This is a genomic window from Pseudomonas canadensis (assembly GCF_030980095.1).
GTDB lineage: Bacteria > Pseudomonadota > Gammaproteobacteria > Pseudomonadales > Pseudomonadaceae > Aquipseudomonas > Aquipseudomonas canadensis.
Window position 1 is genome coordinate 3,599,004 of record NZ_CP133298.1, and the last position, 25,711, is coordinate 3,624,714.

At 62.3% G+C, this 25,711-nt stretch carries 22 protein-coding genes; 12 read left to right on the forward strand and 10 right to left on the reverse strand.

The window, feature by feature from the left end:
• Window positions 1-88 precede the first annotated feature (88 nt).
• A complete protein-coding gene (locus RB216_RS16385; protein ID WP_028616623.1) occupies window positions 89-955 on the reverse strand; it encodes a pirin family protein in 867 nt (288 codons plus the stop codon).
• 76 nt (window positions 956-1,031) lie between these two features.
• On the reverse strand, window positions 1,032-2,237 hold the full coding sequence (locus RB216_RS16390; protein ID WP_308907559.1) for a multidrug effflux MFS transporter: 1,206 nt from the start codon (window positions 2,235-2,237) through the stop codon (window positions 1,032-1,034).
• Between the two features lie 102 nt (window positions 2,238-2,339).
• Here RB216_RS16390 and RB216_RS16395 point away from each other — a divergent pair, with 102 nt between their 5' ends.
• Together RB216_RS16395 and RB216_RS16400 are read left to right on the forward strand one after the other, a co-directional pair.
• Window positions 2,340-3,446, forward strand: a complete 1,107-nt coding sequence (locus RB216_RS16395; RefSeq protein ID WP_308907560.1) for an efflux RND transporter periplasmic adaptor subunit — start codon at window positions 2,340-2,342, stop codon at window positions 3,444-3,446.
• Between the two features lie 2 nt (window positions 3,447-3,448).
• Window positions 3,449-6,532, forward strand: coding sequence for an efflux RND transporter permease subunit (locus tag RB216_RS16400; protein ID WP_308907561.1), 3,084 nt, complete (start codon window positions 3,449-3,451; stop codon window positions 6,530-6,532).
• A gap of 304 nt (window positions 6,533-6,836) precedes the next feature.
• Here the strand turns inward: RB216_RS16400 and RB216_RS16405 are convergent, their stop codons facing one another.
• The 3 genes from RB216_RS16405 to RB216_RS16415 all read right to left on the reverse strand — a co-directional run bounded on the left by RB216_RS16405 (window position 6,837) and on the right by RB216_RS16415 (window position 9,885).
• Window positions 6,837-8,066, reverse strand: a complete 1,230-nt coding sequence (locus RB216_RS16405; protein ID WP_068934355.1) for a M20/M25/M40 family metallo-hydrolase — start codon at window positions 8,064-8,066, stop codon at window positions 6,837-6,839.
• A gap of 47 nt (window positions 8,067-8,113) precedes the next feature.
• Entirely contained in the window at window positions 8,114-9,172 is a 1,059-nt protein-coding gene (locus tag RB216_RS16410) for a diguanylate cyclase (RefSeq protein WP_028616628.1), read from the reverse strand.
• Between the two features lie 80 nt (window positions 9,173-9,252).
• Window positions 9,253-9,885, reverse strand: a complete 633-nt coding sequence (locus RB216_RS16415) for a LysE family translocator (RefSeq protein WP_028616629.1) — start codon at window positions 9,883-9,885, stop codon at window positions 9,253-9,255.
• A 123-nt stretch (window positions 9,886-10,008) separates the two neighbouring features.
• On the opposite strand from RB216_RS16415, the gene RB216_RS16420 reads away from it, so the two are divergent.
• From RB216_RS16420 to RB216_RS16435, 4 genes are all read left to right on the forward strand, one after another.
• Window positions 10,009-11,421, forward strand: coding sequence for an aminotransferase-like domain-containing protein (locus tag RB216_RS16420; RefSeq protein ID WP_308907562.1), 1,413 nt, complete (start codon window positions 10,009-10,011; stop codon window positions 11,419-11,421).
• 146 nt (window positions 11,422-11,567) lie between these two features.
• Entirely contained in the window at window positions 11,568-12,308 is a 741-nt protein-coding gene (locus RB216_RS16425; RefSeq protein WP_028616631.1) for a response regulator, read from the forward strand.
• Window positions 12,305-13,609 (forward strand): ATP-binding protein, encoded by a 1,305-nt coding sequence (locus RB216_RS16430; RefSeq protein ID WP_068934284.1) that lies wholly within the window; start codon window positions 12,305-12,307, stop codon window positions 13,607-13,609. The genes RB216_RS16425 and RB216_RS16430 overlap by 4 nt, the downstream gene beginning before the upstream one ends.
• Window positions 13,610-13,816: 207 nt before the next feature.
• Window positions 13,817-14,899 (forward strand): LLM class flavin-dependent oxidoreductase, encoded by a 1,083-nt coding sequence (locus RB216_RS16435; protein ID WP_068934286.1) that lies wholly within the window; start codon window positions 13,817-13,819, stop codon window positions 14,897-14,899.
• Between the two features lie 40 nt (window positions 14,900-14,939).
• Here the strand turns inward: RB216_RS16435 and RB216_RS16440 are convergent, their stop codons facing one another.
• Both RB216_RS16440 and RB216_RS16445 read right to left on the reverse strand, forming a co-directional pair.
• Window positions 14,940-15,734 carry a class II aldolase/adducin family protein gene (locus RB216_RS16440; protein ID WP_028616634.1) on the reverse strand — a complete coding sequence of 265 codons (795 nt, stop codon included), beginning with the start codon at window positions 15,732-15,734 and terminating at the stop codon, window positions 14,940-14,942.
• A 107-nt stretch (window positions 15,735-15,841) separates the two neighbouring features.
• Window positions 15,842-16,747 (reverse strand): LysR family transcriptional regulator, encoded by a 906-nt coding sequence (locus tag RB216_RS16445; RefSeq protein ID WP_122684676.1) that lies wholly within the window; start codon window positions 16,745-16,747, stop codon window positions 15,842-15,844.
• Between the two features lie 217 nt (window positions 16,748-16,964).
• Between RB216_RS16445 and RB216_RS16450 the strand changes: the two genes are divergently transcribed.
• The 6 genes from RB216_RS16450 to RB216_RS16475 all read left to right on the forward strand — a co-directional run bounded on the left by RB216_RS16450 (window position 16,965) and on the right by RB216_RS16475 (window position 23,700).
• Window positions 16,965-17,576 (forward strand): cysteine dioxygenase family protein, encoded by a 612-nt coding sequence (locus RB216_RS16450; protein ID WP_028616635.1) that lies wholly within the window; start codon window positions 16,965-16,967, stop codon window positions 17,574-17,576.
• Window positions 17,573-19,156 (forward strand): rhodanese-related sulfurtransferase, encoded by a 1,584-nt coding sequence (locus RB216_RS16455; RefSeq protein WP_308907563.1) that lies wholly within the window; start codon window positions 17,573-17,575, stop codon window positions 19,154-19,156. The genes RB216_RS16450 and RB216_RS16455 overlap by 4 nt, the downstream gene beginning before the upstream one ends.
• A gap of 91 nt (window positions 19,157-19,247) precedes the next feature.
• On the forward strand, window positions 19,248-20,201 hold the full coding sequence (locus tag RB216_RS16460) for an ABC transporter substrate-binding protein (protein WP_028616637.1): 954 nt from the start codon (window positions 19,248-19,250) through the stop codon (window positions 20,199-20,201).
• Window positions 20,202-20,213: 12 nt separating this feature from the next.
• Window positions 20,214-21,578, forward strand: a complete 1,365-nt coding sequence (locus RB216_RS16465; RefSeq protein ID WP_068934294.1) for an LLM class flavin-dependent oxidoreductase — start codon at window positions 20,214-20,216, stop codon at window positions 21,576-21,578.
• Window positions 21,575-22,753: an acyl-CoA dehydrogenase family protein gene (locus RB216_RS16470; protein WP_308907564.1), complete on the forward strand. Its 1,179-nt coding sequence runs from the start codon at window positions 21,575-21,577 to the stop codon at window positions 22,751-22,753. The genes RB216_RS16465 and RB216_RS16470 overlap by 4 nt, the downstream gene beginning before the upstream one ends.
• Window positions 22,750-23,700 (forward strand): D-isomer specific 2-hydroxyacid dehydrogenase family protein, encoded by a 951-nt coding sequence (locus RB216_RS16475; protein ID WP_028616640.1) that lies wholly within the window; start codon window positions 22,750-22,752, stop codon window positions 23,698-23,700. Before RB216_RS16470 ends, RB216_RS16475 begins: the two co-directional genes overlap by 4 nt.
• Window positions 23,701-23,782: 82 nt before the next feature.
• Here the strand turns inward: RB216_RS16475 and RB216_RS16480 are convergent, their stop codons facing one another.
• The 3 genes from RB216_RS16480 to tolQ are packed head-to-tail and all read right to left on the reverse strand — an operon-like array spanning window position 23,783 to window position 25,695.
• Entirely contained in the window at window positions 23,783-24,544 is a 762-nt protein-coding gene (locus RB216_RS16480) for an energy transducer TonB (protein WP_308907565.1), read from the reverse strand.
• Window positions 24,541-24,987, reverse strand: a complete 447-nt coding sequence (gene tolR, locus RB216_RS16485) for a protein TolR (RefSeq protein ID WP_028616642.1) — start codon at window positions 24,985-24,987, stop codon at window positions 24,541-24,543. Before tolR ends, RB216_RS16480 begins: the two co-directional genes overlap by 4 nt.
• A gap of 15 nt (window positions 24,988-25,002) precedes the next feature.
• The gene (gene tolQ / locus RB216_RS16490) at window positions 25,003-25,695 is read right to left on the reverse strand and encodes a protein TolQ (protein ID WP_028616643.1); all 693 of its coding nucleotides are present in this window, start codon (window positions 25,693-25,695) and stop codon (window positions 25,003-25,005) included.
• Between the last annotated feature and the right edge of the window lie 16 nt (window positions 25,696-25,711).

Genomic DNA, 25,711 nt, shown 5'->3' on the forward strand with positions numbered 1-25,711 from the left:
GATCGCATGAATTGGAGATATCGGGTATAGCGCAAAACGAAATGTGGGAGCGGGCTTGCTCGCTCCCACAGGGGATTACCACTAGCTGTCAGATGTGCATCTGGCCGAATTTACCGGATTGAAAGTCCGCAAACGCCTGATGAATCTCCTGCTCGGTATTCATCACGAACGGGCCATGCCCGACGATAGGCTCGTCGATGGGTTCGCCACTGAGCAGCAACACCTTGGCGTCGTCGTTGGCCTCCAGTGTCAGTTGGCGACCATCACGCTCAAACAGCGCCAATTGCCCCTGGCGCGCAACTTCCGCGCCATTGACCAACACCGTACCGCGCAGGATCACCAGGGCTGTATTACGCCCTTCGTGCAGGTCCAAAGTGACGGGCTTGCTGGCGTTGAGGCGCAAGTCCCACACGTCGATAGGCGTAAAGGTGCGGGCCGGGCCTTGGGTGCCAGCAAACTCGCCAGCAATCAGGCGCAGTTGCCCGGCGTCGTTGGCCAACGGCAGTACCGGAATGTCGCCATCGACAATCGTCTGGTAACCGGCGTCGGCCATTTTGTCCTTGGCCGGCAGGTTGACCCACAGTTGCACCATCTCCAGCGCCCCGCCGCTACGGGCAAACGCTTCGGAATGGAACTCTTCGTGAAGAATGCCTTTGGCGGCAGTCATCCATTGCACGTCGCCGGGGCCGATGGTGCCACCGGCGCCGGTGGAATCGCGGTGTTCGACTTCGCCATCGTAGACGATGGTCACGGTCTCAAAGCCGCGATGAGGGTGTTGACCGACACCGCGACGTTGTTCGGTCGGAGTGAAATCCGCTGGACCGGCGTGGTCCAGCAGCAGGAATGGGCTGATGTGCTTGCCCATGGTGTCGTAGGAAAACAGCGTACGCACCGGGAAACCGTCGCCGACCCAATGGCCGCGAGGGCTGGTGTAGATGCCGATAAGCTTTTTCATGGTGTACCTCCAAAGTGCATACACCATAAGGCTGCTGGCCGTTGGGCACTAGCCGGCAAAAGCGGCCTGGATCGTCCTACGTATAGGACAATCCCTTGACCTGGCGCTGACGCAGCAGATGAAACGCGACAAAGGCCGTCAGCGCAAAACAGGCCTGGATGATGATCATCGGCGCGGCACTGCCATCGCGCAGTTGGCTCAGCAAGACACCGCTGCAGGTGGCGCCGAACATCTGCGCAAACCCCATCAAGCCTGCCGCCAGACCGGCACGGTGTGCGTTGGGCATGACGCCACCCGTCACCGACCCTGGCAGCACCAGGCCGCCGCCCAGGGTGACCAGCGCGATCGGAATATCCAGGCCGAGTACCGACAGGCCAAACAGCGCATAAATGATCAGCGCTGACACCCCGCCGATGGCCACCATCGTCACGCCCATCGCCACAATCCTCTGGGGACCCAGGCGCAGGATATTGCGTCGGGTGTAGGTGGAACCGACGATGAGCATCGACACGATCAGGCCGAAATTGATCCCGTACTCAAGAGTGCTGAAGCCCAGCAGGTTGATAAACACCGCCGAAGAACCGGCAATCACCGCAAACATCGCGCCATAGGTGCACGCCAAGGCCACGGCGAACGCACGGTATTGACGGCCCTTGAGCAGATCCAGGTATTGCCCACCGAGGGTGCGCCAGTGGCCGGCCTTCGGATCGAGGTAGTGGTTGCTCTCGCGAAAGAACAGTAAGGCCAGCAGCAACACTACGCTGCCAATCACCAGCGCCAGGACGATCGGCGCGTGCCAGCCGAAGAGTTTGATCAACAGGCCACCGACCATGGGTGCCACCACAATGGCGTAGAGCATGCCGATCATGGTCAAGGCCAGTGCAGGCCCCGCCTCGGCCTTCCATACGTCCCGCACCACCGTGCGCGCCAGTACCAACGCGGCGCAGGCGCCCAGGCCTTGCAGCACGCGGGCGGCGATGAACTGGTGGATATCGTGGACCAACAGCATCGACAAGGTCGCCAGTACGTACAGCACCAGGCCGCCGATCAGCACCGGACGCCGGCCGATACGGTCCGACAGCGGGCCGAACAGCAATTGCCCGAGACCAAAGGCAGCGACAAATGCCGACAGCGCCATCAATGCCGAGCCGGCTGGCGCTGCCAATGCCTGCTCGATGGCGCCAAGACCAGGGATGATCAATTGGGTCGAAACCTCACCCAGTGCCGTCAGGGCCACCAGTAAAAACAGCAGGCTTCGCGAGGGGACCGGGGCATTTGTCATGAGGTGTATCCGGGGGGCTGGATTAATTTATATTTCGACCATAATATGCGTAAAAAATTATGTCCATAATTTTTTGCCCAACGGTTATCCCCGGAGCCCGCCATGCACCCTCTTCCCCTGCGTCTTCTCACGCCCCTGGCCCTATTGATGGTCCTCAATGGTTGCAACAGCAAAGCCGACACCGCCGCCGAAGTCCCTCAACCGCGCCCGGTCCTCGCGGCCAAAGTCGAAGCCGCCGACACGCAACAGAGCGCCTATACCGGCGTGGTCGCGGCACGTACCGAAAGCGACCTGGGTTTCCGGGTCAGCGGCAAGGTCATCGAACGCAAGGTCGATCCTGGCCAGCACGTGTCCCGTGGCGACACCCTATTGGTGCTGGACATCGGCGACTTCGAACTGGCCCTGCGCTCGGCAAAGAACCGCGTCAACGCCGCCCAGGCACAACTGCGCCAGCGTCGTGACGACGAAAACCGCTACCAGCGCCTGGCCAATACCGGCGCCGTGTCGCGGCAGATCTTCGACCAGTCCGCGACCAACCTGCGCGTCGCCGAAGCCGAGCTGGCCTCGGCGCAATCCGACGCCAGCCAGATCGAAAACCGTCGCACCTACTCCGTGCTCAAAGCCGATGGCGACGGCATCATCACCGACGTGCGTGTGGATCGCGGCCAGGTGGTCGCCGAAGGGCAGATTGTGGCGCGCCTGGCCCACGACGGTGCCCGCGAAGCCATCGTCAACCTGCCGGAAAACCAGCGCGACCAGGCCTCACAGAAAGCCCTGGCATTCCCCTTCGGCGCGCCTGACCAAGCGGTGAGCGCCACGTTGCGCGAACTCTCTGCCAGCGCCGACCCGACCACCCGCACCTACCGTGCCCGCTACGTGCTGCACGGCGCCGTCGACCGCTTCGCCCTCGGTTCCACCATCACCGTGCGCCTGCAAGGCAACGGCCAGGCCGAGCAAACCCGCGTGCCCATCGGCGCACTGCATGACGCGGGACAAGGCACCGGCGTGTGGCTGATCGGCGCAGATGACAAAGTCAGCTTTGCTCCCGTGAACGTCGCCAGCCTCGGCCAGGAAGACGCGCTGCTCAACAGTGGTGTTGCCCCCGGCCAGGTCATCGTTGCCCTCGGCGCACACCTGCTGCACAGCGGTGACGCCGTGCGCCTGCTGCCCGCGCAAGTACTGGCCCTCAACCGCAAACAGGACAACTGAGCATGCGCGGTATCAACCTCTCCGAACTGGCGGTCAAACATCGCGCGGTCACCCTGTTCCTGATCATCGCGATCCTCGCCGCCGGGATCTTCTCCTTCGGCAAACTGGGACGCGCGGAAGACCCCTCCTTCACCGTCAAAGTGATGACCATCACCGCCGCCTGGCCCGGCGCCACTGCCCAGGAAATGCAGGAACAGGTGGCCGACCGCCTGGAAAAACGCTTGCAGGAACTGGACTACTACGACCGCGTCGAGACCATCGCCCAACCCGGTTTCGTGTCGATGCGCATGACCTACAAGGAGTCCACGCGCCCCAGCGAAATCCAGGACCTGTTCTACCAGACCCGTAAAAAGCTCAGTGATGAAGCCGCGAAGCTGCCCAAGGGTGTGATCGGGCCATTCTTCAACGATGAATATTCCGATGTGTATTTCGCGCTGTACGCTCTGGAAGCCGAACACCTGCCTCATCGGCAACAGGTGCAGATGGCCGAAGACCTGCGCCAGGGTTTGCTCAACCTGCCGGGGGTGAAGAAGGTCAATATCCTTGGCGAACAGGCGCAGCGGGTGTTTGTGGAGTTTTCCTACGAGCGCCTGGCAACCCTGGGCATCAAGCCGGATCAGATTTTTGCTGCATTGGCCGCACAAAACGCCGTGGCGCCGTCGGGTTTCGTCGAGACCGCCGGGGCCCGCGCCTATATCCGTATCGACGGTGCGTTCGACAGCCTGTCGCTGATCGAAAACGTGCCGCTGGAAGTCAATGGCCGCGTGTTACGCATCGCCGATGTAGCCACCGTCAGCCGAGGCTATGAAGACCCGCCCAGCTACCGCATCCGTCACCAGGGCGACCCCGCGTTGATGCTGGGCGTGATCATGGAGAAACACTGGAACGGCCTGGAACTGGACAAGAGCCTCAAGGCCCAGGAAGCCAGGATCCAGGCCGATTTGCCGCTGGGCGTGAACTTCGCCAAGGTCTCCGACCAGGCGAAGAACATCAGCTTGGCAGTGAATGAGTTCATGCTGAAATTCTTCGTCGCCCTCGCGGTGGTGATGGTGATCAGCCTGTTGGCCCTGGGTTTCCGTGTGGGCCTGGTGGTGGCAGCAGCGGTGCCGCTGACCTTGTCGGTGGTGTTTGTGATCATGCTGCTGACCGGGCGTGAATTCGACCGCATCACCCTCGGCGCGCTGATCATTTCCCTGGGTTTGCTGGTGGATGACGCGATCATCGCCATCGAGATGATGGTGGTGAAGCTCGAGGAAGGTTTCGATCGTATTCACGCCGCCACCTTTGCCTGGAGTTCCACGGCGGCGCCGATGCTGACCGGCACGCTGGTCACCATCATCGGCTTTCTGCCGGTGGGGTTTGCCCGCTCCGGTGCCGGGGAATATGCCGGCAACATCTTCTGGATCGTCGGCTTTGCGCTGATCTCGTCCTGGCTGGTGGCCGTGGTGTTCACGCCGTTTCTGGGCGTGAAACTGCTGCCGCAGATCAAGCCTGTGCCTGGCGGCCATGACGCAATCTATGCCGGGCGTTACTACCAGAAGCTGCGGGCATTGGTCGAAGCCTGCGTGCGTGGGCGCTGGCTGGTCACCGCACTGGTGGTGGCGGCGTTTGTGCTGTGCGTGCTGGGCATGGGTGTGGTGAAGAAACAGTTCTTCCCCAATTCCGACCGCTCCGAGCTGATTCTTGAGGTGTACATGCCGCCCGGCAGCGCCTTCAAAAGCACCGAAGCGGTGGCTGCGCAGTTGGAAAAAGCCCTGCTGCAAGAGCCGCAAACCACAATGGTCGACACCTATGTGGGCGGCGGCGCACCGCGTTTCTTCCTGTCGCTGAACCCCGAACTGCCGGACCCGGCATTTGCCAAGCTGATCGTGCAGACCCCGGACTCCCACGCTCGTGACGCCTTGAAACTGCGCATGCGTGAACGCATTGCCGCCGGTGAGTTTCCTGCGGCGCGGGTGCGCGTGACGCAGTTGCTGTTCGGTCCGCCCGTGCCGTTCCCCGTGGTGTTCCGTGTGTCCGGCCCTGACGTGGACGTGCTGCGCGGGGTCTCCGAAGACGTGCGCAAAGTCGTCGCCGCCAACAAGCTGACCAAGGACGCCTTCCTCGATTGGGGCGAGCGCACCAGCGGCTATCGCCTGGTATTGGATCAAGACCGCCTGCGTTTGCTGGGTTTCACGCCCAACGAGGTCAAGTCCCAGCTCAATGCCTTGCTCAGCGGCAATCCAATCACCGAAGTGCGTGAAGGCAACCGCACCGTCTCCGTCGTCGCCCGTGCCCAGGGCAGCCAACGTGAAGACCTCGGCAACCTCAACAACATGACCCTGACCAACAGCGCCGGCACCTCAGTGCCATTGGCCCAGGTCGGGCATTTCCAGGCGGTGATGGAAGAACCGATCCTCAAGCGCCGCAACCGCGCGACCACCGTGGAAGTGCGCGCCGACATCATTGACGGCGTGCAACCGCCCGACGTGGAAATGGCCGTGTACAAAGACCTGCAACCGCTGATCGCCAAGCTGCCCGCCGGTTACCAGATCGACATCGGCGGCCCGGTGGAAGAAAGCGCCAAGGCCAACGTCGCCCTGGCCGCGCTGTTCCCGATCATGATCCTGCTGACACTTACGGTGATCATGTTCCAGGTACGCTCGTTCGGCGTAATGTTCATGGTCTTCGCCACGGCGCCGCTGGGGTTGATCGGCGCGGTGCCGACCTTGTTGCTGTTCAACCAGCCGTTCGGCTTCAACGCGATCCTGGGCTTGATCGGGATTGGTGGGATCCTGATGCGCAACACGCTGATCTTTACCGACCAGATCCGCCAGAACCAGGAGCACGGCATGGCGATCCGAGAGGCGATCGTCGAAGCCACGGTGCGGCGTGCAAGGCCTGTGATCCTCACGGCATTGGCGGCGGCGCTCGCGTTTATTCCGCTTACGTTGTCGGTGTTCTGGTCGTCCCTCGCCTATGTGCTGATTGGCGGGGTGTTGGTGGGCACGGTGTTGACGCTGCTGTTCCTGCCGGCGTTGTGCAGTCTGGTGCTGGGGCGAACGCGCACAAAAACTGCTGAAACCTCCCACGTAACAGCGAGATAAGCTCTACAGATATCACCTGAAAACCTCTGCAAAGTCCCTCGCCTGATCACACAGTGCGAGGGATTGCAGATGGATTTTCTATTGAGTGCGTTGGCTTTCTGGGCATCAGCCGCAGGGAGTCGGCGCCGGAGTCCCCTGTGGTGAGCGAGCTTGCTCGCGATGGGCCGCGCAGCGGCCCCAATCCAGGCGATGGGGATTTCAGGCAAATCGGCATCGACTGTTCTAGGTCTGCTACGCAGCCCAGCGCAGGGCAAGCCTGCTCACCACACCTGCTCACAACAAAAGGATGTCAATCACCGGAAAATCACCGCTTCGACAACTCCATAATCATCCGACTCAGCAAATAAACCCGCGGCACCACACTCTCCACCTCCGCATATTCCTCCGGCGTATGAATATTCCCGCCAACAATCCCAAACCCATCCAACGTCGGCGTCCCAACCCCAGCCGACAGGCTCGCATCCGCCGCCCCGCCGCTGCCTTCAATGGTCAGCGTCTTACCCAACTCCGCATAAATCCCCTGGGCGATCGCGACCAGTTTGTCCGACTCTGGCGTTTGCGGCATAGGTGGCAACCCACGCTGCAGGCTGGTCTTCACTTCGGTCTCCGGGATGAGCTTGTTCGCTGAGACGCGCGCCAGGTCTTTCTCGATGCGATCAAACTCTTCCGGCAATGCCGCACGCACGTCGGCCTTCGCAGTGGCTTGGTCAGGAATGACGTTGGTACGATCCCCCGCCTTGATCACCGTAAAGTTGATGGTGGTTTTCTTCTCCTCATCCCCTAGCTTGCCCAGTTGCAGGATCTGGTGCGCGGCCTCCATGGCGGCATTACGGCCAAGTTCCGGGGCCACGCCGGCGTGAGCGGCTTTGCCTTTGACTTCGACCACGGCGGTGGCGCTGCCTTTGCGCCACACCACGAGGCCGTCGGCGGGGCGGCCGGGTTCGAGGTTGAGGGTGACGTCGTGGCCCTTGGCGGTTTTGCGGATGAGGTCGGAGGCGGCGTCGGAGCCGGTTTCCTCGCTGGCGTCGAGCAGGAAGGTGATCTGCGCATAGTCCTTGAAGCCTTGGTCCTTGAGGACTTTGAGCGCATAGATGCCGGCGACGATGCCGCCCTTGTCATCCATCACGCCGGGACCGTAGGCGCGGCCGTCCTTGATATGGAACGGACGCTGGGCAGCCGAGCCTTCCTTGAACACTGTGTCCATGTGGGCCATCAGCAGGATCTTGGCTTTGCCGGTGCCCTTGAGGGTGGCGACCACGTGGCTGTTGTTGGCCGCTTTGTCCGGCACCAGCTCGATAGAGAAACCCAGCTGTTTCAGCTCATCCACGGCAATGTCGCGCACTTGGGTCAGGCCCGGTTCATAGCCTGAGCCCGAGTCGATATTCACCAGGCGCTCCAGCAGTTTCAGGGCCTCGGCCTTGTACTGTTCGGATTGCGCCTGGATCTGTTTATGGGGTTCGGCGCTGTAGGCCGGCAGGGCGAAGGACAGGGCCAGGGTGGCGGCCAGGAGGGTACGGGGGAAGGTGAAGAGCATGAACCGATCCTTGTTTTTGTTGAAAGGTGCCGCCACACCCTACTCCACTAGATCGATCGCAACCAACTCCCCTGTACCGAGCTGACGCGGTTGCGCCCGCTGCTCTTGGCCTCGTACAACGCCTGGTCGGCATCGTTCAGCCATTGGGTGGAGTCGGCATGGCTCGGTTGATACGGCGCCAGGCCGATGCTCAAGCTGGCGCGCAAGGTCGGGTCCTGGGCGTAGGCCAGGGCGTTGAAACGGTCACGCAGGGCATCCATCACTTCAGTGGCGCGGTTGAGCGGCATGTCGGGCAGGATCACACAGAACTCGTCGCCACCGTAACGCCCGGCCAGGTCAGTGGCACGCAGGTTCTGGCGCAGCACTTTGCTGAGCTGGCGCAGGACGATATCGCCGGTGACATGGCCATAGGTGTCGTTGATGGTCTTGAAGTGGTCGATGTCGATCAACGCGATGGCGGCGCCGGCAGGACCTCGGCGGCAGCGTTGGAATTCGATTTCCAGATGGTCCTTCCAGGCGCCATGGTTGAGCAGGCCGGACAGGCTGTCGGTGCGGCTCAGGGCCAGCAGTTCGCGCTTGTGCCGCGCCAGTGTCACCGCCTGGCGATAACAGATCCAGCCCAACGCCAGCGGATACAGCATCAGGATTGGCAGGCAAGCATAGAGTTGCCCCTGAGAGGTGACGGCGATAAACGCGGGTGCAAAGATCAGTAACGCGGTGCCGATACCCAGCGCCTGCGCCACCCACCCTGCCAGCATGAAGCGCGGACCGCCGATGGCCACGTTGTTCATCGTCATCATCGACAAGGTAGTCACGCTGGGCAGCGGATTGAAGTGCATGGCGCCCACCCAAAACCCACCGCAAAAGGAATCGAACAACAGGTTGCGCCGCTCGCTGCGCAGAGCGTTGGTGCTGCGCAGCGTCAACTGAAAAGCCACATGCGGCCAGGCAAACGCGTTGATCACCATCCAGGCCCACACCCACCCAGCGGGGTCCAGGGGATACATCCCGAACACCACACAGACAAAACCGAGTGTCAGCCCAAGGGTACGGGATTTGTACAGCCGTGAAGCGAGCGGAAGTCCGGTGCCTTCTGCAGCTGACATGGTGAGGTGAGATCCTGGAGGAATGCCTGGAGTCTAACAGGGCAACGGCAGATCGCCACTACCGCTCATAAGCTCACTTCTCAGTGGGCAAAGCCCCGCGCCAGCATCAGTGCTACGCCCAACAGCAACAGGGCCGTGATCCGCTGCAACACCACCCGACGCTTGGGGTTTTCCAACACATGCTTGATGCGCTGGCCGAAGTAGCAATACAGGCAGCCGCTGGCGAATTGCAGCAACAGGAATGTCAGCCCGAGGATGGCAATGTCCACCGTCGAACTGTGCTCTCCTGTCCCGGCGAACTGCGGGAATACCGCGCTGAACATGATGAGGGTCTTGGGGTTGGAAAAACCGGTCAGCAAGCCCTTGCCGAACAGGTTGCGCGCCGCTTCCACATGGCCGATCCGTTCGATCACCACGCCGCTGCTGGTCCACTGTTTGTAGGCGAGGTGCAGGACGTACGCCACGCCGACCACCTGGATCACTTGGGTGATCACCGGATAGCCTTTGATCAATTCGGAAAAGCCCACGGCAAAGATCAGGATCGAAATCAGGTACGACACACTGGCGCCGATTTGTGCCGGGATCGAACGGCGCAACCCGTCACGCACACCCAGGCTCAACAGCAGCAGGGTCATGGGGCCGGGGCTGAACGTCATGGTGGCGCAAAACAGCAGGAAATACAGGAACGAGGAAAGGGTTAACGCACTTGTCATGGCCGGGGACCTTGAGGATAGAGCCCGCAGTCTAGGCAGCTGGCATTGCGCAAGGCAGGTAAAGTGATGCCTAATCCGCCCTGACTTTACCGGTAAAATCACCAGCAAAGATAAGGAAATCACGTGTTCGTATCGGCCATCGCCTTTGTAGAAGGCACCCCCAAGGTGCAACAGATCGTCGAGGCGTTCAGCCAGGCCATCGAAAACGGCGAATGGGCGCCCGGCAGCAAATTGCCCTCGGTACGCGAACTGACCGAGACCCTGGGCGTGAGCAAGTTCACCCTCAATGAAGCCCTCGACCGCCTGCGCGGCCGCAACCTGCTCACTTCCAGCCAGGGCCGTGGTTATTTCGTGGCGATGGAGACCGTGCGTCCGCCCGCTGCGAACTGGTTGGACCTGCTGCCTCAAGACCTGCTCAGCGTATTGCGCCGCCCCTTGGCCGCGGCCAACGGCGACCTGCGCCCTGGCGGCGGCCACCTGCCGGAATCCTGGCTGGACAGCGAAGCTCTGCGCCAGACCTTGCGCAGCGTGGTGCGGGCGCCGTCACTGCGCATCGCCAGCCTGGGCACACCGGCCGGGTTGCTGCCGTTGCGCCAGGCCCTGCAACAGAAGCTGCATGGCGAGGGCCTGTCGGTGTCGGTGGAACAGATCATCACCACCCCCAACACCGTGCAAGGCCTGGACATGCTGATGCGACTGCTGGCACGTCCCGGCGATACAGTCCTGCTCGATGCACCCTGTTATTTCAACTTCCACGCCAACCTGGCCCTGCACGGGGTCAAGGTGGTGACGATCCCGCGGCGCCCCGACGGTTTTGACTTCACGGCCCTCGAACACCTGCTGGCCGAGCATCGCCCCCGCCTGTACCTGACCACCAGCGTGTTGCACAACCCCACCGGCCACTCCTTCAGCCCCGGCCAGGCGTTCCGCCTACTGCAACTGACCCAGCAGTACCACTGCCATATCGTCGAAGACGACCTCTACGGCGACCTGCATCCCAACCCACCACCGCGCCTGGCCGCCCTCGCCGGCCTGGACCAGGTCACCTACCTGTCGGGCTTTTCCAAGATCCTCAGCGCCAACGCCCGCGTCAGCTTCGTGGTAGCCGCGCCGCAACTGGCGGCCAACCTCACCAACATGAAGCTGATGAGCGGCGGCGTGACGTCCGAACTGTTCGAGCAAATCGTGTACCGCATGCTCAGCGAAGGCAGCTACGCCAAGCACCGCAAGCGCATGGTGCAGCGCTTGATGGAAGCCGGTGGACGCGTGGAGCAATGGCTCAAGCGTTGCGGTTGTGAATTGCCGATGGGTTACGAAGGCGGGATGTTTATCTGGGCGCGCCTGCCGCCTGGGGTCAACGGCGAGCTGTTGGCCCAGGCGGCATTAAAACAAGGCATGGTGCTGGCGCCCGGCGCGCTGTTTGGCTATGACCCGGCGCAGCGTGACTCGATGCGTTTCAACGTGGCCCACAGTGATGAGCCAAAGGTCCAGCGGCTGTTCGAAACGCTGCTGGGCAAGGCTTCGCACGCCCTTTGACTGATGAACATAGCCTGTCGCACCCGCCATTTTGCATCGTCGTGTATCTGCTTATCGCCAGATACACTGCAATACAAAGGGTACAAGGCAAGGGCGTCGCCAATGGCTAGACTGCGCCCCAATGAGTATTTAACGAGGAAGGCAGCATGGATCATGTCGATCACATTCTGATCGTCGATGACGACCGGGAGATCCGCGAACTGGTAGGCAACTACCTGAAGAAAAACGGCATGCGCACCACCGTGGTCGCCGACGGCCGCCAGATGCGCAGCTTCCTCGACACCACTCCCGTGGACCTGATCGTGCTGGACATCATGATGCCCGGTGACGACGGCCTGCAGCTGTGCCGCGAACTGCGGGTGGGCAAGCACAAGGCCACTCCGGTACTGATGCTCACCGCGCGCAACGATGAAACCGACCGCATCATCGGCCTGGAAATGGGCGCCGACGACTACCTGGTCAAACCCTTCGCCGCCCGTGAATTGCTCGCGCGGATCAACGCCGTGTTGCGCCGCACACGGATGCTACCGCCGAACCTGGTGGTCAGCGAAACCGGACGGCTGATCCGCTTCGGCCGCTGGCGCCTGGACACCACCGCCCGCCACCTGCTTGACGAAGACGACACCCTGGTGGCCTTGAGCGGTGCCGAATATCGCTTGCTGCGGGTGTTCCTCGACCACCCCCAACGCGTGCTCAACCGCGACCAGTTGCTCAACCTGACCCAAGGGCGGGATGCCGACCTGTTCGACCGCTCCATCGACCTGCTGGTGAGCCGCCTGCGTCAACGCCTGCTGGATGATGCCCGCGAACCGGCCTACATCAAGACCGTGCGCAGCGAGGGCTACGTGTTTTCGCTGCCGGTGGAAATCCTCGGGGCCGAGCAATGAGCCTAAGGTTTCGCTGGCCGCGCACCCTGGCGTCGCAACTGTCGCTGATCTTCCTGATCAGTCTGCTGTGTGCCCATGGCTTGTCCTTCAGTGCGCAGTTCTACGAGCGCTACATCAGTGCGCGCACTGCCATGCTGGGCAACCTGGAAAACGATGTGTCCACCTCGGTGGCAATCCTCGACCGGCTACCGGCCAACGAACGGTCCAGCTGGTTGCCGCGTCTCGACCGGCAGAACTACCGCTACCTGCTGAACGCCGGCGAGACCGGCGAACCGATGAGCAGCGATGATGTGCCCATGGCCGCCACCTCCATCGCAGACGCGCTGGGAGAACACTACGCGCTGACCTTGCGCGACATTCCCGGCATGCAGAAACACTTCCAGGTGCACCTGACCCTGGCCGATGGCAGCCCGATCACGATCGACGTACGCCCCGCCGCCCTGCCCGTCGCCTACTGGCTTCCGGTGGTGCTGGTGTTACAGCTGGCACTGTTGCTGGGCTGCACCTGGATCGCCGTGCGCCTGGCCATCCGCCCACTGACCCGCCTCGCTCGCGCCGTGGAAACCCTCGATCCCAACGCCCACCCCACGCCGTTGGACGAAAAAGGCCCCACCGAAGTCGCCCACGCGGCGGCCGCGTTCAACGAGATGCAAAAACGCATCGCCGAGTACCTCAAGGAACGCATGCAGATCCTGGCGGCGATTTCCCATGACCTGCAAACCCCGATCACCCGCATGAAACTGCGCGCCGAGTTCATGGAGGATTGCGCCGAACGCGACAAACTCTGGAGTGACCTGGGCGAAATGGAACACCTGGTGCGCGAAGGCGTGGCCTATGCGCGCAGCGTCCACGGCGCGACCGAAACCAGCCACCGGATCAACCTCGACGCCTTCCTCGACAGCCTGGTGTTCGACTACCAGGACATGCACAAACAGGTCAGCCTCACGGGTAAAAGCGCCGTCGTGTTCGACACGCGCCCCCACGCCTTGCGCCGGGTGCTGGTGAATCTGGTGGACAACGCTTTGAAGTTTGCAGGCAGTGCCGAATTGGAAGTGGGCTCGACGGCGGACGGGGAATTGTCGATCAAGGTATTGGATCGTGGCCCGGGGATTGCCGAAGACGAACTGGTTCAGGTGATGCAGCCATTCTACCGCGTCGAAAGTTCACGCAATCGCGGAACGGGCGGCACCGGACTGGGGTTGGCGATTGCACAACAACTGGCCGTGGCGATAGGCGGCTCGCTGACCTTGAGCAATCGGCCGCAAGGTGGGCTGTGTGCCGAGGTACGCGTGGGGCTTTAAGCCAAGGCGACCGGTGTTGCCGACGCGTGCGGACGGTGCGCAGATGCAAATTATTGATATATAGCCAAACTCATGATTAAACATTTTAATAATTAGGTTAGAACCAATCGGCATTTTACAGCCTCGGTCCCGCCACCTACTTTGGAGGCGAATAACCGACCCCCTGCCCGGTGGAGGTGTCACTCACGCACGACACAAGGACAGACCATGAGCATTGAATTCATCGGCTACATTGGCGGCCATCACGCTTCCGAAATCCACCCGCGCAGCGGCCCTACGCTGCAACCCGACTACGTAGAGACCGTGGCCCGCGCCCACGAAGACGCCGGCTTCGACCGCGCCTTGGTGGCCTTCCATTCCAACAGCCCGGACAGCACACTGATCGCCTCCCACGCCGCCAGCGTGACCCAAAAACTTCAATTCTTAATCGCCCACCGTCCCGGTTTCGCCCAGCCCACCTTGGCTGCGCGCCAGTTCGCCACCCTGGATGTGTTCAACGGTGGGCGCACGGCCGTGCATATCATCACCGGCGGCGACGACCGCGAACTGCGTGCCGACGGCAGCCACATCGGCAAGGACGAACGCTACGCCCGCACCGACGAATACCTGAGCGTGGTGCGCCAGGAATGGACCAGCGAACAGCCTTTTGACTTCAAGGGCACCTACTATCAGGTCGAAGGCGCGCACTCCACCGTGAAGTCGCCGCAACAGCCGCATATCCCGCTGTATTTCGGTGGTTCGTCCAAAGCCGCGATCGAAGTGGCCGGCAAACACGCCGATGTGTATGCGCTGTGGGGCGAAACCTACGAACAAGTGCGCGAGATCGTGACCCAGGTGCGTGCCGAAGCAGCCAAGCATGGACGCACCATTCGCTTCAGCCTGTCGCTGCGGCCGATCCTTGCCGAGACCGAAGCACTGGCGTGGGCACGGGCCGAGCGCATCTTGCAGCAGGCGACCGAGCTGGCAGAGAAACATGGTTTTGTGCGGCGCGAACCGCCGAATGAAGGCTCGCGCCGGTTGCTCGCAGCGGCGGCGCAGGGGTCGCGCCTGGATAAGCGCTTGTGGACGGGGATTGCGGGGTTGCTCGGTGCACAGGGTAACTCCACCTCGCTGGTAGGCACCGCTGAACAAGTCGCAGAGGCGTTGGTGGATTACTACGATCTGGGGATCACCACGTTCCTGATCCGTGGGTTTGATCCGTTGAATGATGCCATCGACTATGGCAAGCGCCTGATTCCCCTCACTCGCCAGCTGATCGCTGAGCGCGAGCAGGCCCAGCAAGTGGCTTGATCCCCAGGGGAGTTGGTTAGCCAACTCCCCCACTGAAGATTCAGTTCTTGTAGTCGGTATCACTGCGCTCCAACTGCCGGATCAACGCATTCCAATGCCGCGCCACACCTGGGCCTTCCCCACTGGCAAACACCTTCGCCTGCTGCTCGACCTTCTCCACCACCTCCCTCGGCGGGAAGATCAATTGCGCATTCCCCGCGGCCTGCGCCGCGACCTGGATATTGCACGCACGCTCCAACTGCTGCAGCTGCTGGAACGCATGCTCGACACTGACGCCTGCGGTCAACAACCCATGGTTACGCAGGATCATCACGCTCTTGTCTCCCAGGTCCGCGACCAGGCGCTCACGCTCGTCCAGGTCCAGGGCGACGCCTTCATACCCGTGGTACGCCACCCGCCCGGAGAAACCAATGGAATGCTGGGAGATCGGCAGCAGGCCGTCTTTTTGCGCTGACACTGCAATTCCGTCGCGGGTGTGGGTGTGCAGCACTGCTTGCAGGTCGTGGCGTGCACCGTGGATGGCGCTGTGGATCACATAGCCGGCGTAGTTGATGCCCAGGCCGGTAGGATCGTCGACGATGGTGCCATCGAGGTCGACCTTGACCAGGTTGGACGCGCTGATTTCATCGAACAACAACCCAAAGGCATTGATCAGGAAATGCTCGTCCGGGCCCGGTACACGGGCGGAGAAGTGGGTGTAGATGTGGTCGGTCCACTTGTACAAGGCCGCCAGGCGATAGGCGGCGGCCAGTTTGACGCGCACTTCCCATTCTTCCGAAGTGACGCGCTGGCGAACATTAGTGGAAACGCTGGAAATCGAGGTGACGCTGCTCATGGCAAAACTTCCTGGATGGCCTTAAGGACTTCCAGGCAAGCCTAGGGGATGCAAAAAAATAATAAAAAGCACATTTTAATCTAAGCTAATTATTATTTTTTTTCATATCAAGCTGCATCCTTGATCTTGTGCAACGAGGCCGCGACCCACTTGCCAAACGCATCCACCGGCCCCTGCAGGTTACCCAGGAAGTGCGGATAGATCAGCCAAAGGTCCATCACCGGCTTGAAATCCTTGAGCGGCACCACTGCCAGTTGCTCACGATGGGCGCTGCGTTCCAGCAACGGGCGTGGCACCAGGCCAAGACCCAGGCCGTCCGCCACCAAGCCCAATTGCAGCTCAGTGCCAAAAGTCTCCAGGTTCACCCGCAATGCCAGCCCCTGGTCGGACAAGGTCCGCTGCAAGCCTGCGCGGAAACCGCAACCGTCCGGGTTGAGAATCCAGCCGTTCTGGTACACATCCGCCAGCTTGCAAGGCTTCTTCGGCAGTTGGGCCTTGGCACACACCACCACCAGTTCCATCTTGCCGATGGACTCGCCGATGATGTTGTCCGGGAAGATCTTGCCCGCCGGGAACAACGCCGCAGCCGCATCCAACTCGCCGCGCTCGATCTTGCCGACCAGTTGGCTGCCCCAGCCCGTGGCGACCTGAGCGCGCAGGTCCGGGTATTCGGTACGCAGGAGCTTGAGCGCATCCAGCAGCACCACATCGCCAATGGTCTGCGGCACACCCAGGCGCAGCACGCCGGTGGGCGGTGCGTCGGTGGCCACCAGCTCACGCAGGGCATCCATCTCGCGCAGGATCAGCCGGCACTGCTCGTAGACGCGGGTACCGATCAGCGTAGGTTTGAGGGGTTTGGTATTACGGTCGAACAGTTCCACGCCCAGCGCCTGCTCGAAGTTCTGCACACGGCGGGTAATGGCCGGCTGGGTCAGTTGCAACGACTCAGCGGCATGGCTAATGGACTGGCAACGAATCACTTCGACAAAGGCATCGATATCGTCAATTTTCATTTGGGCCGCACATAGAGAACAGTCATTAAGATGTGTGCGAAGCATAGTTGCAGGAAAGCTATCTGGATAGTCCGCGCTGTGATCGATAACGTCTAACGCTATTCAGACCGGTTCTAAATTACCTTCAGCTATAAGCTAATCATTAAAAAATAGCATATTAACTATAAACATTATGCTTAGATAAACCCATCACCACCGACCACACCATGGAATTGTCATGACCCAGGCCAAGCATCCCGAAAGACTCAGAGCCTTCATCGGCGCCCTGGCGGAATTGATCGACGGCAATCCACGCGAAGGCGACCTGTTGCACCGGGGCGGCAAACTGCTGGCGCAACTGGTCAGCCATGATGACTGGCTCCCCGATGCGTTCGCCCAGCCCGATCCCGAGCGTTATCAGCAATTTCTGCTGCACGCCGACTCGCGCCAGCGCTTCAGCATCGTCAGTTTTGTGTGGGGGCCGGGCCAAAGCACGCCGATTCATGACCATCGGGTGTGGGGCCTGATCGGCATGCTGCGCGGTGCCGAATTTTCCCAAGGCTTCGAGCGCGCGCCGGATGGCCGCCTGGTGCCTGAAGGCAAACCGATCCAGTTGGTGCCGGGCCAGGTTGAAGCCGTGTCGCCCAAGGTCGGTGACATCCACCAAGTCAGCAATGCCCACAGCGACCAGGTGTCCATCAGCATCCATGTGTACGGCGCCAACATCGGTGCGGTGCGTCGGGCGGTGTACCAGCCCGACGGCAGCGAGAAACTGTTTATCTCCGGTTATTCCAACGCCTTCCTCCCGAATATCTGGGATTTGTCCAAAGAAAAGAGCCCTGCCCTATGACCACCGCATCCACCCGCAGCTTTGCCCAGCTTCGCCAGGCCCTGTTGGACCATCAAGAAGTCGCCCTGATCGACGTGCGCGAAGAGGCGCCGTTTGCCGAATCCCACCCGCTGTTCGCCGCGAACATACCGCTGTCCAAACTGGAACTGGAGGTGTATTCACGCATTCCACGGCGTGACACCCAGGTCACCGTCTACGACAACGGCGAAGGCCTGGCGGCCCGTGCTGTCGAGCGTCTGAGCGCCTTGGGCTACACACAGGTCAGCCTGCTTGAAGGCGGGTTGGACGGTTGGCGCAAGGCCGGTGGCGAGCTGTTCATCGACGTGAACGTGCCAAGCAAGGCGTTTGGTGAACTGGTGGAAAGCCAGCGGCACACACCGTCACTGGCCGCTGAAGAAGTACAGGCCCTGCTCGACAGCCAGGCCGATGTGGTGGTGCTCGACGCGCGGCGTTTCGACGAATACCAGACCATGAGCATTCCCACCGGCATCAGCGTGCCCGGTGCCGAGTTGGTGTTGCGCGCCCGCGAGCTGGCGCCGGACCCGGCCACCCGCATCATCGTCAACTGCGCCGGGCGCACCCGCAGCATTATCGGCACCCAGTCGCTGATCAATGCCGGCGTGGCCAACCCGGTGTCGGCGCTACGCAACGGCACCATTGGCTGGACCCTGGCCGGGCAGAAACTCGCCCATGGCCAGTCGCGCCGTTTTGCGCCGACCTCGGAAGAGCATCGCCAGGTCGCCGCCGCCGATGCCCGGCGGGTTGCCGACAAGGCCCGCGTGGGCCGCGCCACCCTGGCCGATCTGCACGCCTGGCAGCAGGAACCGACGCGTACCACCTACCTGTTCGATGTGCGCACGCCGGAAGAATTCGAAGCGGGGCATCTGCCGGGCGCGCGCTCCACGCCAGGCGGTCAGTTGGTGCAGGAAACCGATCACGTCGCCAGTGTGCGTGGCGCGCGGCTGGTACTCGCGGATGACGATGGCGTGCGCGCCAACATGTCCGCCTCCTGGCTGGCCCAGCTGGGTTGGGAAGTTTACGTACTGGATAACCTGCAACCCACGCACTTCAGCGAGAAAGGCACCTGGATCGCACCGGTACCGACGCCCGCCCAAGCCGAGCTGATCAGTCCGCACACCCTCGCCGACTGGCTCGGCCATGGCGACACCGTGTTGCTGGACTTCACCGCCAGCGCCAACTACGTGAAACGTCACATCCCCGGTGCCTGGTGGGCGCTGCGGGCACAGCTGCCCCAGGCCCTGGCCAAAGTGCCTGCCGCGCAACGCTACGTGCTGACCTGCGGCAGCAGCCAACTGGCGCGCCTGGCGGTGGCGGAAGTCGAAGCCATCACCGGCAAGCAGGTGTTCCTGTTACAGGACGGCACCGCCGGCTGGATCAACGCGCAACTGCCGCTGGAAGAAGGTGAAACTCACTTGGCCTCACCGCGCATCGACCGCTACCGCCGCCCGTACGAAGGCACCGACAACCCCAAGGAAGCCATGCAGGCCTATCTGGACTGGGAATTCGGCCTGGTCGACCAACTGGCGCGTGACGGCACCCATGGTTTCTATGTGATCTGACGGTATGCCCTTGCCGGGCCTTCCCAACAGCCGACCCCTTCTCCAGGCGGAGGCGACTGCAACCTAAAACCCTTAGCCTGGAGCCTCTCTTATGCGTCTGACCCTGCCCCTCCTGCTGATCGCTCTACTATCGGGCATCACCTACGCCGACGACCTGCAACCCTTGCGGGTCGCCAATCAGAAATCCACCATCAAGGCGCTGCTGGAAGCCTCCGGCGAATCGAAAAACGTGCCCTACGAAATCCGCTGGTCGGAGTTCCCTTCGGCCTCGCCCCTGGGTGAAGCCTTGAACGCCGGGGCCGTGGACATCGGCGCCCTCGGTGACGCGCCCTACGTGTTCGCCCTGGGGGCCGGCGCGTCGCTCAAGGTGGTCAGCATCATTCACTCCGAAGGGCGTAACACCACCGCCCTGGTGGTGCCCAAGGATTCACCGATCAAGACTGTCGCCGACCTCAAGGGTAAGAAGATTGTCACCGGGCGTGGCTCCATCGGCCATTACCTGGCGATCAAGGCCCTGGCCACCGCCGGGCTGACCTCCCAGGACGTGCAATTCATTTTCCTGCTGCCGAGCGAGTCGCGCCTGGTGCTGGACAACGGCACCGCCGACGCCTGGGCCACTTGGGACCCGTACACCACCGTGGTCACCTCGCAAAGCCAGGCCCGCGTGCTGATCAGCGGCAACAAGCTGCTAAGCAATCACCTGTACCTCGCCGCCACCAGCCAGGCCATCGCCGACAAGCGCCCGCAACTGGACGACTTTGTCGCCCGTCTCGACCGCGCCTATGCCTGGGCCAACGTGCACCCCAATGAATACGCGGCCGCCCAGGCCAAGATCACCGGCCTGCCGCTGGCAGTGCATGTGGAAGTCGCCAAGGACACCCACCTGACGCCGGTCGCCATCGACGACGCGGTCATCAGCGGCCTGCAAGCGACCGCCGACACCTACCAGAAAGAAGGCCTGCTGCTCACGCATATCGACGTGTCACAGGGCTTCGACAAAAGCTTCAACGCCAAGCGTGCCCCCCTTTCCCAAGCCTCGCGCTAATAGGAGCAGAACATGAGCAAGCCACGTCAATTCAAACCGCGCCATTTAAAATTGGGTGCAATGGTCCACGGCGTCGGTCACGGCTGGGGCGAATGGCGCCACCCGAACGCCCAACCCAACGCCAGCACCAGCTTTGGCTTCTACAAACAGCAGACTGAACTGGCCGAAGCCGCCAAGTTCGACTTCGTGTTCATCGCCGACAGCCTGCATATCCACGCCAAATCCAGCCCGCATTACCTCAACCGTTTCGAGCCGCTGACCATCCTCTCGGCACTCGCGGCAATCACCACGAACATCGGCCTGGTGGCGACCGTGACCGTCAGCTACACCGAGCCCTACCAGGTGGCGCGCCAGTTCTCGTCCCTGGACCATATCAGCGGCGGCCGCGCCGGCTGGAACGTGGTCACCTCCTGGTTGAGCGGCACCGCCGACAACTTCGGCAAGGCCGAGCATCCGCCCCATGCCGTGCGCTACCGCATCGCCAAGGAACACGTGAACGCGGTCAAGGGCCTGTGGGACTCCTGGGAAGACGACGCCTTTGCCTACAACAAGCAATCCGGCGAATTTTTCACCCCGAGCAAGCTGCATGCGCTGAACCACAAGGGCGAGTTCTTCTCGGTGAAAGGCCCACTGAACATCGCGCGTTCGCGTCAGGGCCAGCCAGTGATTTTCCAGGCGGGCACCTCCGAAGATGGGCGCAACTTCGCCGCAGAAAACTCCGACGCGATCTTTGTGCATGTGGACAGCATCGAGGAAGGCCTGGCCTATTCCCAAGACCTGAAGCGCCGCGCCAAAGGGTTTGGCCGCGACGCCGACAGCCTGTCGATTTTGCCGGGTATCCGCCCGATTGTTGGCCGCGATGAGGCCGAAGTGGAAAGCCGCTATCAGCAGGCCGTGGACCTGGTCACCGTGGAAGATGCAATCGTCGCCCTCGGCCGCCCATTCAACGACCACGATTTTAGTCAATACCCGCTGGACGCCCCCTTCCCCGAACTCGGTGACCTGGGTTCCAACAGCCAGAAAGGCGGTTCCGACCGCATCAAGCAATTGGCCAAGGACGAAGGCCTGACATTGCGTGAGGTGGCGCTGCGCTTTTCGCGGCCAAAACGTGATTTTGTCGGCACCCCGGAGCAAGTCGCTGACGCGATCCAGACCTGGTTCGAAACCGGCGCCAGCGATGGTTTCATCATCAATTCGGTACTACCGGATGGCTTGCAGTATTTCACCGAACTGGTGGTGCCGGTGCTGCAGCAACGCGGCCTGTTCCGCACCGAATACAGCGGCCAAACGCTACGCGACAACCTGGGCCTGGACGTGCCGGCCAACCGCTACAGCGTCGCCGTCGAGGTTGAAGAGCAGCAGCAGGCGCTGGCATGAGCCAATCCTCGCACCCTTCCCTACGCTCCGTGGAAGTCGCCCATTTCGACGCCCTGCTCGAACGCCTCACTGCCGAGCTGGCCAGCACCGCACACGTCTATGACGAGAGCGGCGCCTTCCCCCATGCCAACTTCCAGTTGCTGCACCAACATGGCTTGGTCGCCCTCACCGTGCCCAAGGCCCTGGGCGGCGGCGGCGCGAGCCTGCCCCAGGCTCGCAAGGCGATCAGTGCGATCGCCAAGGGCGAGCCGTCCACCGCGCTGATCCTGGTGATGCAGTACCTGCAACACACGCGCCTGCAAGACAGCAAAACCTGGCCGCCACACCTGCGCGCACAAGTGGCGAAAGACGCCGTGCGCAACGGCGCCTTGATCAACGCCCTGCGCGTCGAACCCGACCTTGGCACCCCGGCCCGTGGCGGCCTGCCGGCGACCACCGCCGTACGCACCGCGGAGGGCTGGCGCATCAGCGGCCGCAAGATCTACTCCACCGGCAGCCACGGCCTGAGCTGGTTCAGCGTATGGGGCCGCAGTGACGATGCCGACCCACTGGTAGGCGCCTGGCTGGTGCCCAAGGACAGTCCCGGCGTGACCATCATCGACACCTGGGACCACCTGGGCATGCGTGCTACCTGCAGCCATGAAGTGGTGCTCGACAACGTGCTGGTGCCGCTGGACCACGCCGTCAGCGTCAGCCCGTGGAGCGCGCCGTCGCCGGAGCTGGACGGCGAAGGTTTCCTGTGGATGTCGGTGTTGTTGTCCTCGGTATACGACGCCGTGGCCCAGGCTGCGCGGGACTGGCTGGTGAACTGGCTGGAAGAACGCGCGCCGTCCAACCTCGGCGCTGCGCTGTCGACCTTGCCACGTTTCCAGGAAACCGTCGGCCATATCGACACCCTACTGTTCGCCAACCGCAGCCTGCTTGATGCTGCCGCCGAAGGCCACACCCCGGCCGCCCATGCGGCGCAGTTGAAGTACCTGGTGACCCACAACGCGATCCGCGCCGTGGAGCTGGCCATCGAAGCCTCGGGCAACCCCGGCCTGTCGCGCCATAGCCCGTTGCAACGGCATTACCGCGACGTGCTGTGCAGCCGCGTGCATACCCCGCAGAACGACGCCGTATTGCAAGGCGTCGGCAAAGCCGTCTTCGCCCAACGCCAGAAGGAACGCACATGAGTCAGGTGATTGTCGCCAGCCAGCTGGACGAAGATTTCAATGAAGTGATTCGCGAGCGCTTGGCAAAGATCCATCCCGACGCCCAGGTGATCGACGTGCCCGTTGGCGTACCGAGCGACCTGCCGCCCCAGGCGAATATCCTGCTGCTGCGCCCGATCAACGTGCGCGGCTACACCGCGCCGGACACGCCGCCACCGGGTTGGCCTTACGGCGTGCAATGGGTGCATCTGGTGTCGTCGGGCATCGATTTCTACCCGCAATGGCTGTTCAACGGCCCGCCGGTGACCACCTCCCGTGGCAGTGCCGCTGACAACCTGGCCGAGTTTGCCTTGGCCGCGATCTTTGCCGCCGCCAAGCATTTGCCGGACATCTGGGTAAAGGATTCGCAGTGGAATTTCACCGCGTTGCGCCCGCTGAAGGGCACCACATTGGGCATCCTGGGGTTTGGTGCGATAGGCGAACGTCTCGCGCAAAAAGCCCTGGCCCTGGGGATCAAGGTCGTAGCGTTGCGCCAAAGCCAGGAGCCTTTCAGCGCGGGAGTGGACGCCGCCAAGGACATCCACGACCTGTTCGCCCGCGCCGATCACCTGGTGGTGGCCGCACCGCTGACCCCGTCCACGCGGCATATCATCAACCGCGATGTACTGGGTAGCGCCAAGCCTGGGCTGCACCTGATCAACATCGCGCGGGGCGGGCTGCTCGACCAGGAGGCGCTGTTGGAATCGCTCGATAACGGGCAGATCGGGCTGGCATCGCTGGATGTGACCGAGCCGGAGCCGTTGCCGGACGGGCATGCGCTGTATACCCACCCGAGGGTGAGGTTGTCGCCACATACCTCGGCGATTTCCACGAATAGCCGCAATGAAATTGCCGATACGTTTTTGGCGAATTTGGAGCGGTATGTGGCCGGACTTGAACTCCATAACCTGGCGAGTACCCCCGTGTAGGAGCCGGCTTGCCGGTGATGGCGTCCTCATGATCACCACCAGGCTCAAAGGCCAATCGCCGGCAAGCCGGCTCCTACAGTTGTTATTTGATGCGGTAGTGGAAGGTGTTGCGCACCGCCGGTACGGGGACGGCCTTGCCATCCACCACCCTCGGCTGGTAGCGGAAGGTATTCGCCGCCGCCAGTGAAGGCCGCATGAACAGTGGATGGCAGCCGTCCAGCACCTTGGGGTTTTCTACACGCCCTTGGGTGTTGACGGTGTACTCCACTGAACAATCGCCTTCGATGTTTTTGTCCAGGGCACGTTCCGGATAGTCCGGCGCCTCTTTGCTCAAGGGTTGGTACTGACGGCTGTCGAAGGCCGGCGCGGCGGCCGGTGCTGCAGGGCGCGCACGTTCAGCGGCGAGGCGCTCCCGGGCCAGGCGCTGCTGCTCCAGCTCGCGGTTGCGCTGTTCAGTGGCCAGGCGCTCCTGTTGCTGCTCCAGCTTCTTTTCCTCGACCCGCTTGCGCGCCAATGCGGCTTTTTCCAGTTTTTGTGCCTGGATCTGTGGATCGATCACCGGTTTCGCCGGCACGGGAGCGACCACAGGCTCCAGAGCAGGCGCTGCGACGGCCACCGGCTCAGGCACGGGAGCGGGCGTCGGCGGCACCACCACCAACTGGGTATGCATCACCCTCGGCGTTTCCACCTGCGGCTTATCTGTCGACCCACCCAGCATCAACACCGCCAGCACGCCTACATGCAGCGCCACCGCGAGGCTGGCCGCCACGCTGTTTCTCCAGAACCCGGAAGGCTCCCCAGGCTCCACTGCGAGCATCGGACTGTGCATGATCATCGCCGTCATTGCGGGGCCTCGGTCACCAACCCCAGATTGCTGACACCGCCCTTCTGCAACACCGCCATGGCAGCCACGACCCGGCCGTAGCCAGCGCTGTCGTCGGCGCGGATATACACCTGGGTATCGCTGCGCGCCGCCACCACCTGCATGACCTTGACGCCCATTTCATCCAGGGTCACGGCGCTGTCGGTCTGGTGCGTGGTATCGAGTTCGCCCCCCAGGTTCCAGTAGTAGCCGCCGTCAGCCTTCACCGACAGCGTGAGGATCTGCTGGCGCGTATCGGTGGCCAGTGCCTCGGCGGCGACTTTGGGCAGCTCGATTTTTACGCCTTGGGTCAGCATCGGCGCGGTGACCATGAAGATCACCAGCAGCACCAGCATCACGTCGATGTAGGGCACCACGTTCATCTCGGCCTTGGGCCCGTGCTTGCGTTGCGGCCTGGTCAACATCGGTTTGCTCCTTGTTCAGGCGGCCACGGCCAGGTTGATCGGCGTACCGCGCAAGGCGCGGTGCAGGCGCACTTGCAGTTCGTTGCCGAAGGCGTAGTAGCGGGTCAATAGTGTCTGGCCACGTGCCGCGAAGCGGTTATAGGCGATCACCGCCGGGATCGCCGCGAACAAGCCGATGGCAGTGGCGATCAGTGCCTCGGCAATGCCCGGTGCTACCGTCGACAACGTCGCCTGCTGCACCTGGGACAAACCGATAAAGGAATTCATGATGCCCCACACGGTGCCGAACAAGCCGATGTAGGGGCTGACCGAACCCACGGTCGCCAGGAACTGCAGGCCCTTTTCCAACTCGATTTCCTGCTCGGTGATCGCCACCTGCAAGGCGCGCTCGACCCCTTCCAGCACGGCCGGATCGTGGCCCTGCAGGTGCTGGTATTCCTGCACTCCCGCGATAAAGATCGGCGCAATGCCGCCCTCGCCCGCCTGCAGGGTGTCGCGGTACAGCGGCTGCAAGTCCGCAGCGCTACGAAAGCGCAGCACAAAGCCCTTCAACTGGCGCTCCAGGCGGCGCAACACACTGGCGCGCTGGATGATCAGGTACCAACTGAGCAAGGACGCCAGCAGCAGCGTGACCATCACGGCCTTGACCAACAGGCTGGCGTCACTGATCAAACCCCAGATCGTCATATGTTCCATCGTCGCGTGCATGGTTAAGCTCCTATTC

What these genes read in the sequence shown, in the direction of transcription:
- RB216_RS16455 (WP_308907563.1), top strand. Translation starts at nt 17,573, where the DNA reads ATGACCACCGCATCCACCCGCAGCTTTGCCCAGCTTCGCCAGGCCCTG.
- RB216_RS16425 (WP_028616631.1), top strand. Translation starts at nt 11,568, where the DNA reads ATGGATCATGTCGATCACATTCTGATCGTCGATGACGACCGGGAGATC.
- RB216_RS16430 (WP_068934284.1), top strand. Translation starts at nt 12,305, where the DNA reads ATGAGCCTAAGGTTTCGCTGGCCGCGCACCCTGGCGTCGCAACTGTCG.
- RB216_RS16390 (WP_308907559.1), bottom strand. Translation starts at nt 2,237, where the DNA reads ATGACAAATGCCCCGGTCCCCTCGCGAAGCCTGCTGTTTTTACTGGTG.
- RB216_RS16405 (WP_068934355.1), bottom strand. Translation starts at nt 8,066, where the DNA reads ATGCTCTTCACCTTCCCCCGTACCCTCCTGGCCGCCACCCTGGCCCTG.
- RB216_RS16480 (WP_308907565.1), bottom strand. Translation starts at nt 24,544, where the DNA reads ATGACGGCGATGATCATGCACAGTCCGATGCTCGCAGTGGAGCCTGGG.
- RB216_RS16410 (WP_028616628.1), bottom strand. Translation starts at nt 9,172, where the DNA reads ATGTCAGCTGCAGAAGGCACCGGACTTCCGCTCGCTTCACGGCTGTAC.
- RB216_RS16395 (WP_308907560.1), top strand. Translation starts at nt 2,340, where the DNA reads ATGCACCCTCTTCCCCTGCGTCTTCTCACGCCCCTGGCCCTATTGATG.
- RB216_RS16475 (WP_028616640.1), top strand. Translation starts at nt 22,750, where the DNA reads ATGAGTCAGGTGATTGTCGCCAGCCAGCTGGACGAAGATTTCAATGAA.
- RB216_RS16465 (WP_068934294.1), top strand. Translation starts at nt 20,214, where the DNA reads ATGAGCAAGCCACGTCAATTCAAACCGCGCCATTTAAAATTGGGTGCA.
- RB216_RS16445 (WP_122684676.1), bottom strand. Translation starts at nt 16,747, where the DNA reads ATGAAAATTGACGATATCGATGCCTTTGTCGAAGTGATTCGTTGCCAG.
- RB216_RS16440 (WP_028616634.1), bottom strand. Translation starts at nt 15,734, where the DNA reads ATGAGCAGCGTCACCTCGATTTCCAGCGTTTCCACTAATGTTCGCCAG.
- tolR (WP_028616642.1), bottom strand. Translation starts at nt 24,987, where the DNA reads ATGTTGACCAGGCCGCAACGCAAGCACGGGCCCAAGGCCGAGATGAAC.
- RB216_RS16435 (WP_068934286.1), top strand. Translation starts at nt 13,817, where the DNA reads ATGAGCATTGAATTCATCGGCTACATTGGCGGCCATCACGCTTCCGAA.
- RB216_RS16415 (WP_028616629.1), bottom strand. Translation starts at nt 9,885, where the DNA reads ATGACAAGTGCGTTAACCCTTTCCTCGTTCCTGTATTTCCTGCTGTTT.
- RB216_RS16470 (WP_308907564.1), top strand. Translation starts at nt 21,575, where the DNA reads ATGAGCCAATCCTCGCACCCTTCCCTACGCTCCGTGGAAGTCGCCCAT.
- RB216_RS16460 (WP_028616637.1), top strand. Translation starts at nt 19,248, where the DNA reads ATGCGTCTGACCCTGCCCCTCCTGCTGATCGCTCTACTATCGGGCATC.
- tolQ (WP_028616643.1), bottom strand. Translation starts at nt 25,695, where the DNA reads ATGCACGCGACGATGGAACATATGACGATCTGGGGTTTGATCAGTGAC.
- RB216_RS16450 (WP_028616635.1), top strand. Translation starts at nt 16,965, where the DNA reads ATGACCCAGGCCAAGCATCCCGAAAGACTCAGAGCCTTCATCGGCGCC.
- RB216_RS16400 (WP_308907561.1), top strand. Translation starts at nt 3,449, where the DNA reads ATGCGCGGTATCAACCTCTCCGAACTGGCGGTCAAACATCGCGCGGTC.
- RB216_RS16385 (WP_028616623.1), bottom strand. Translation starts at nt 955, where the DNA reads ATGAAAAAGCTTATCGGCATCTACACCAGCCCTCGCGGCCATTGGGTC.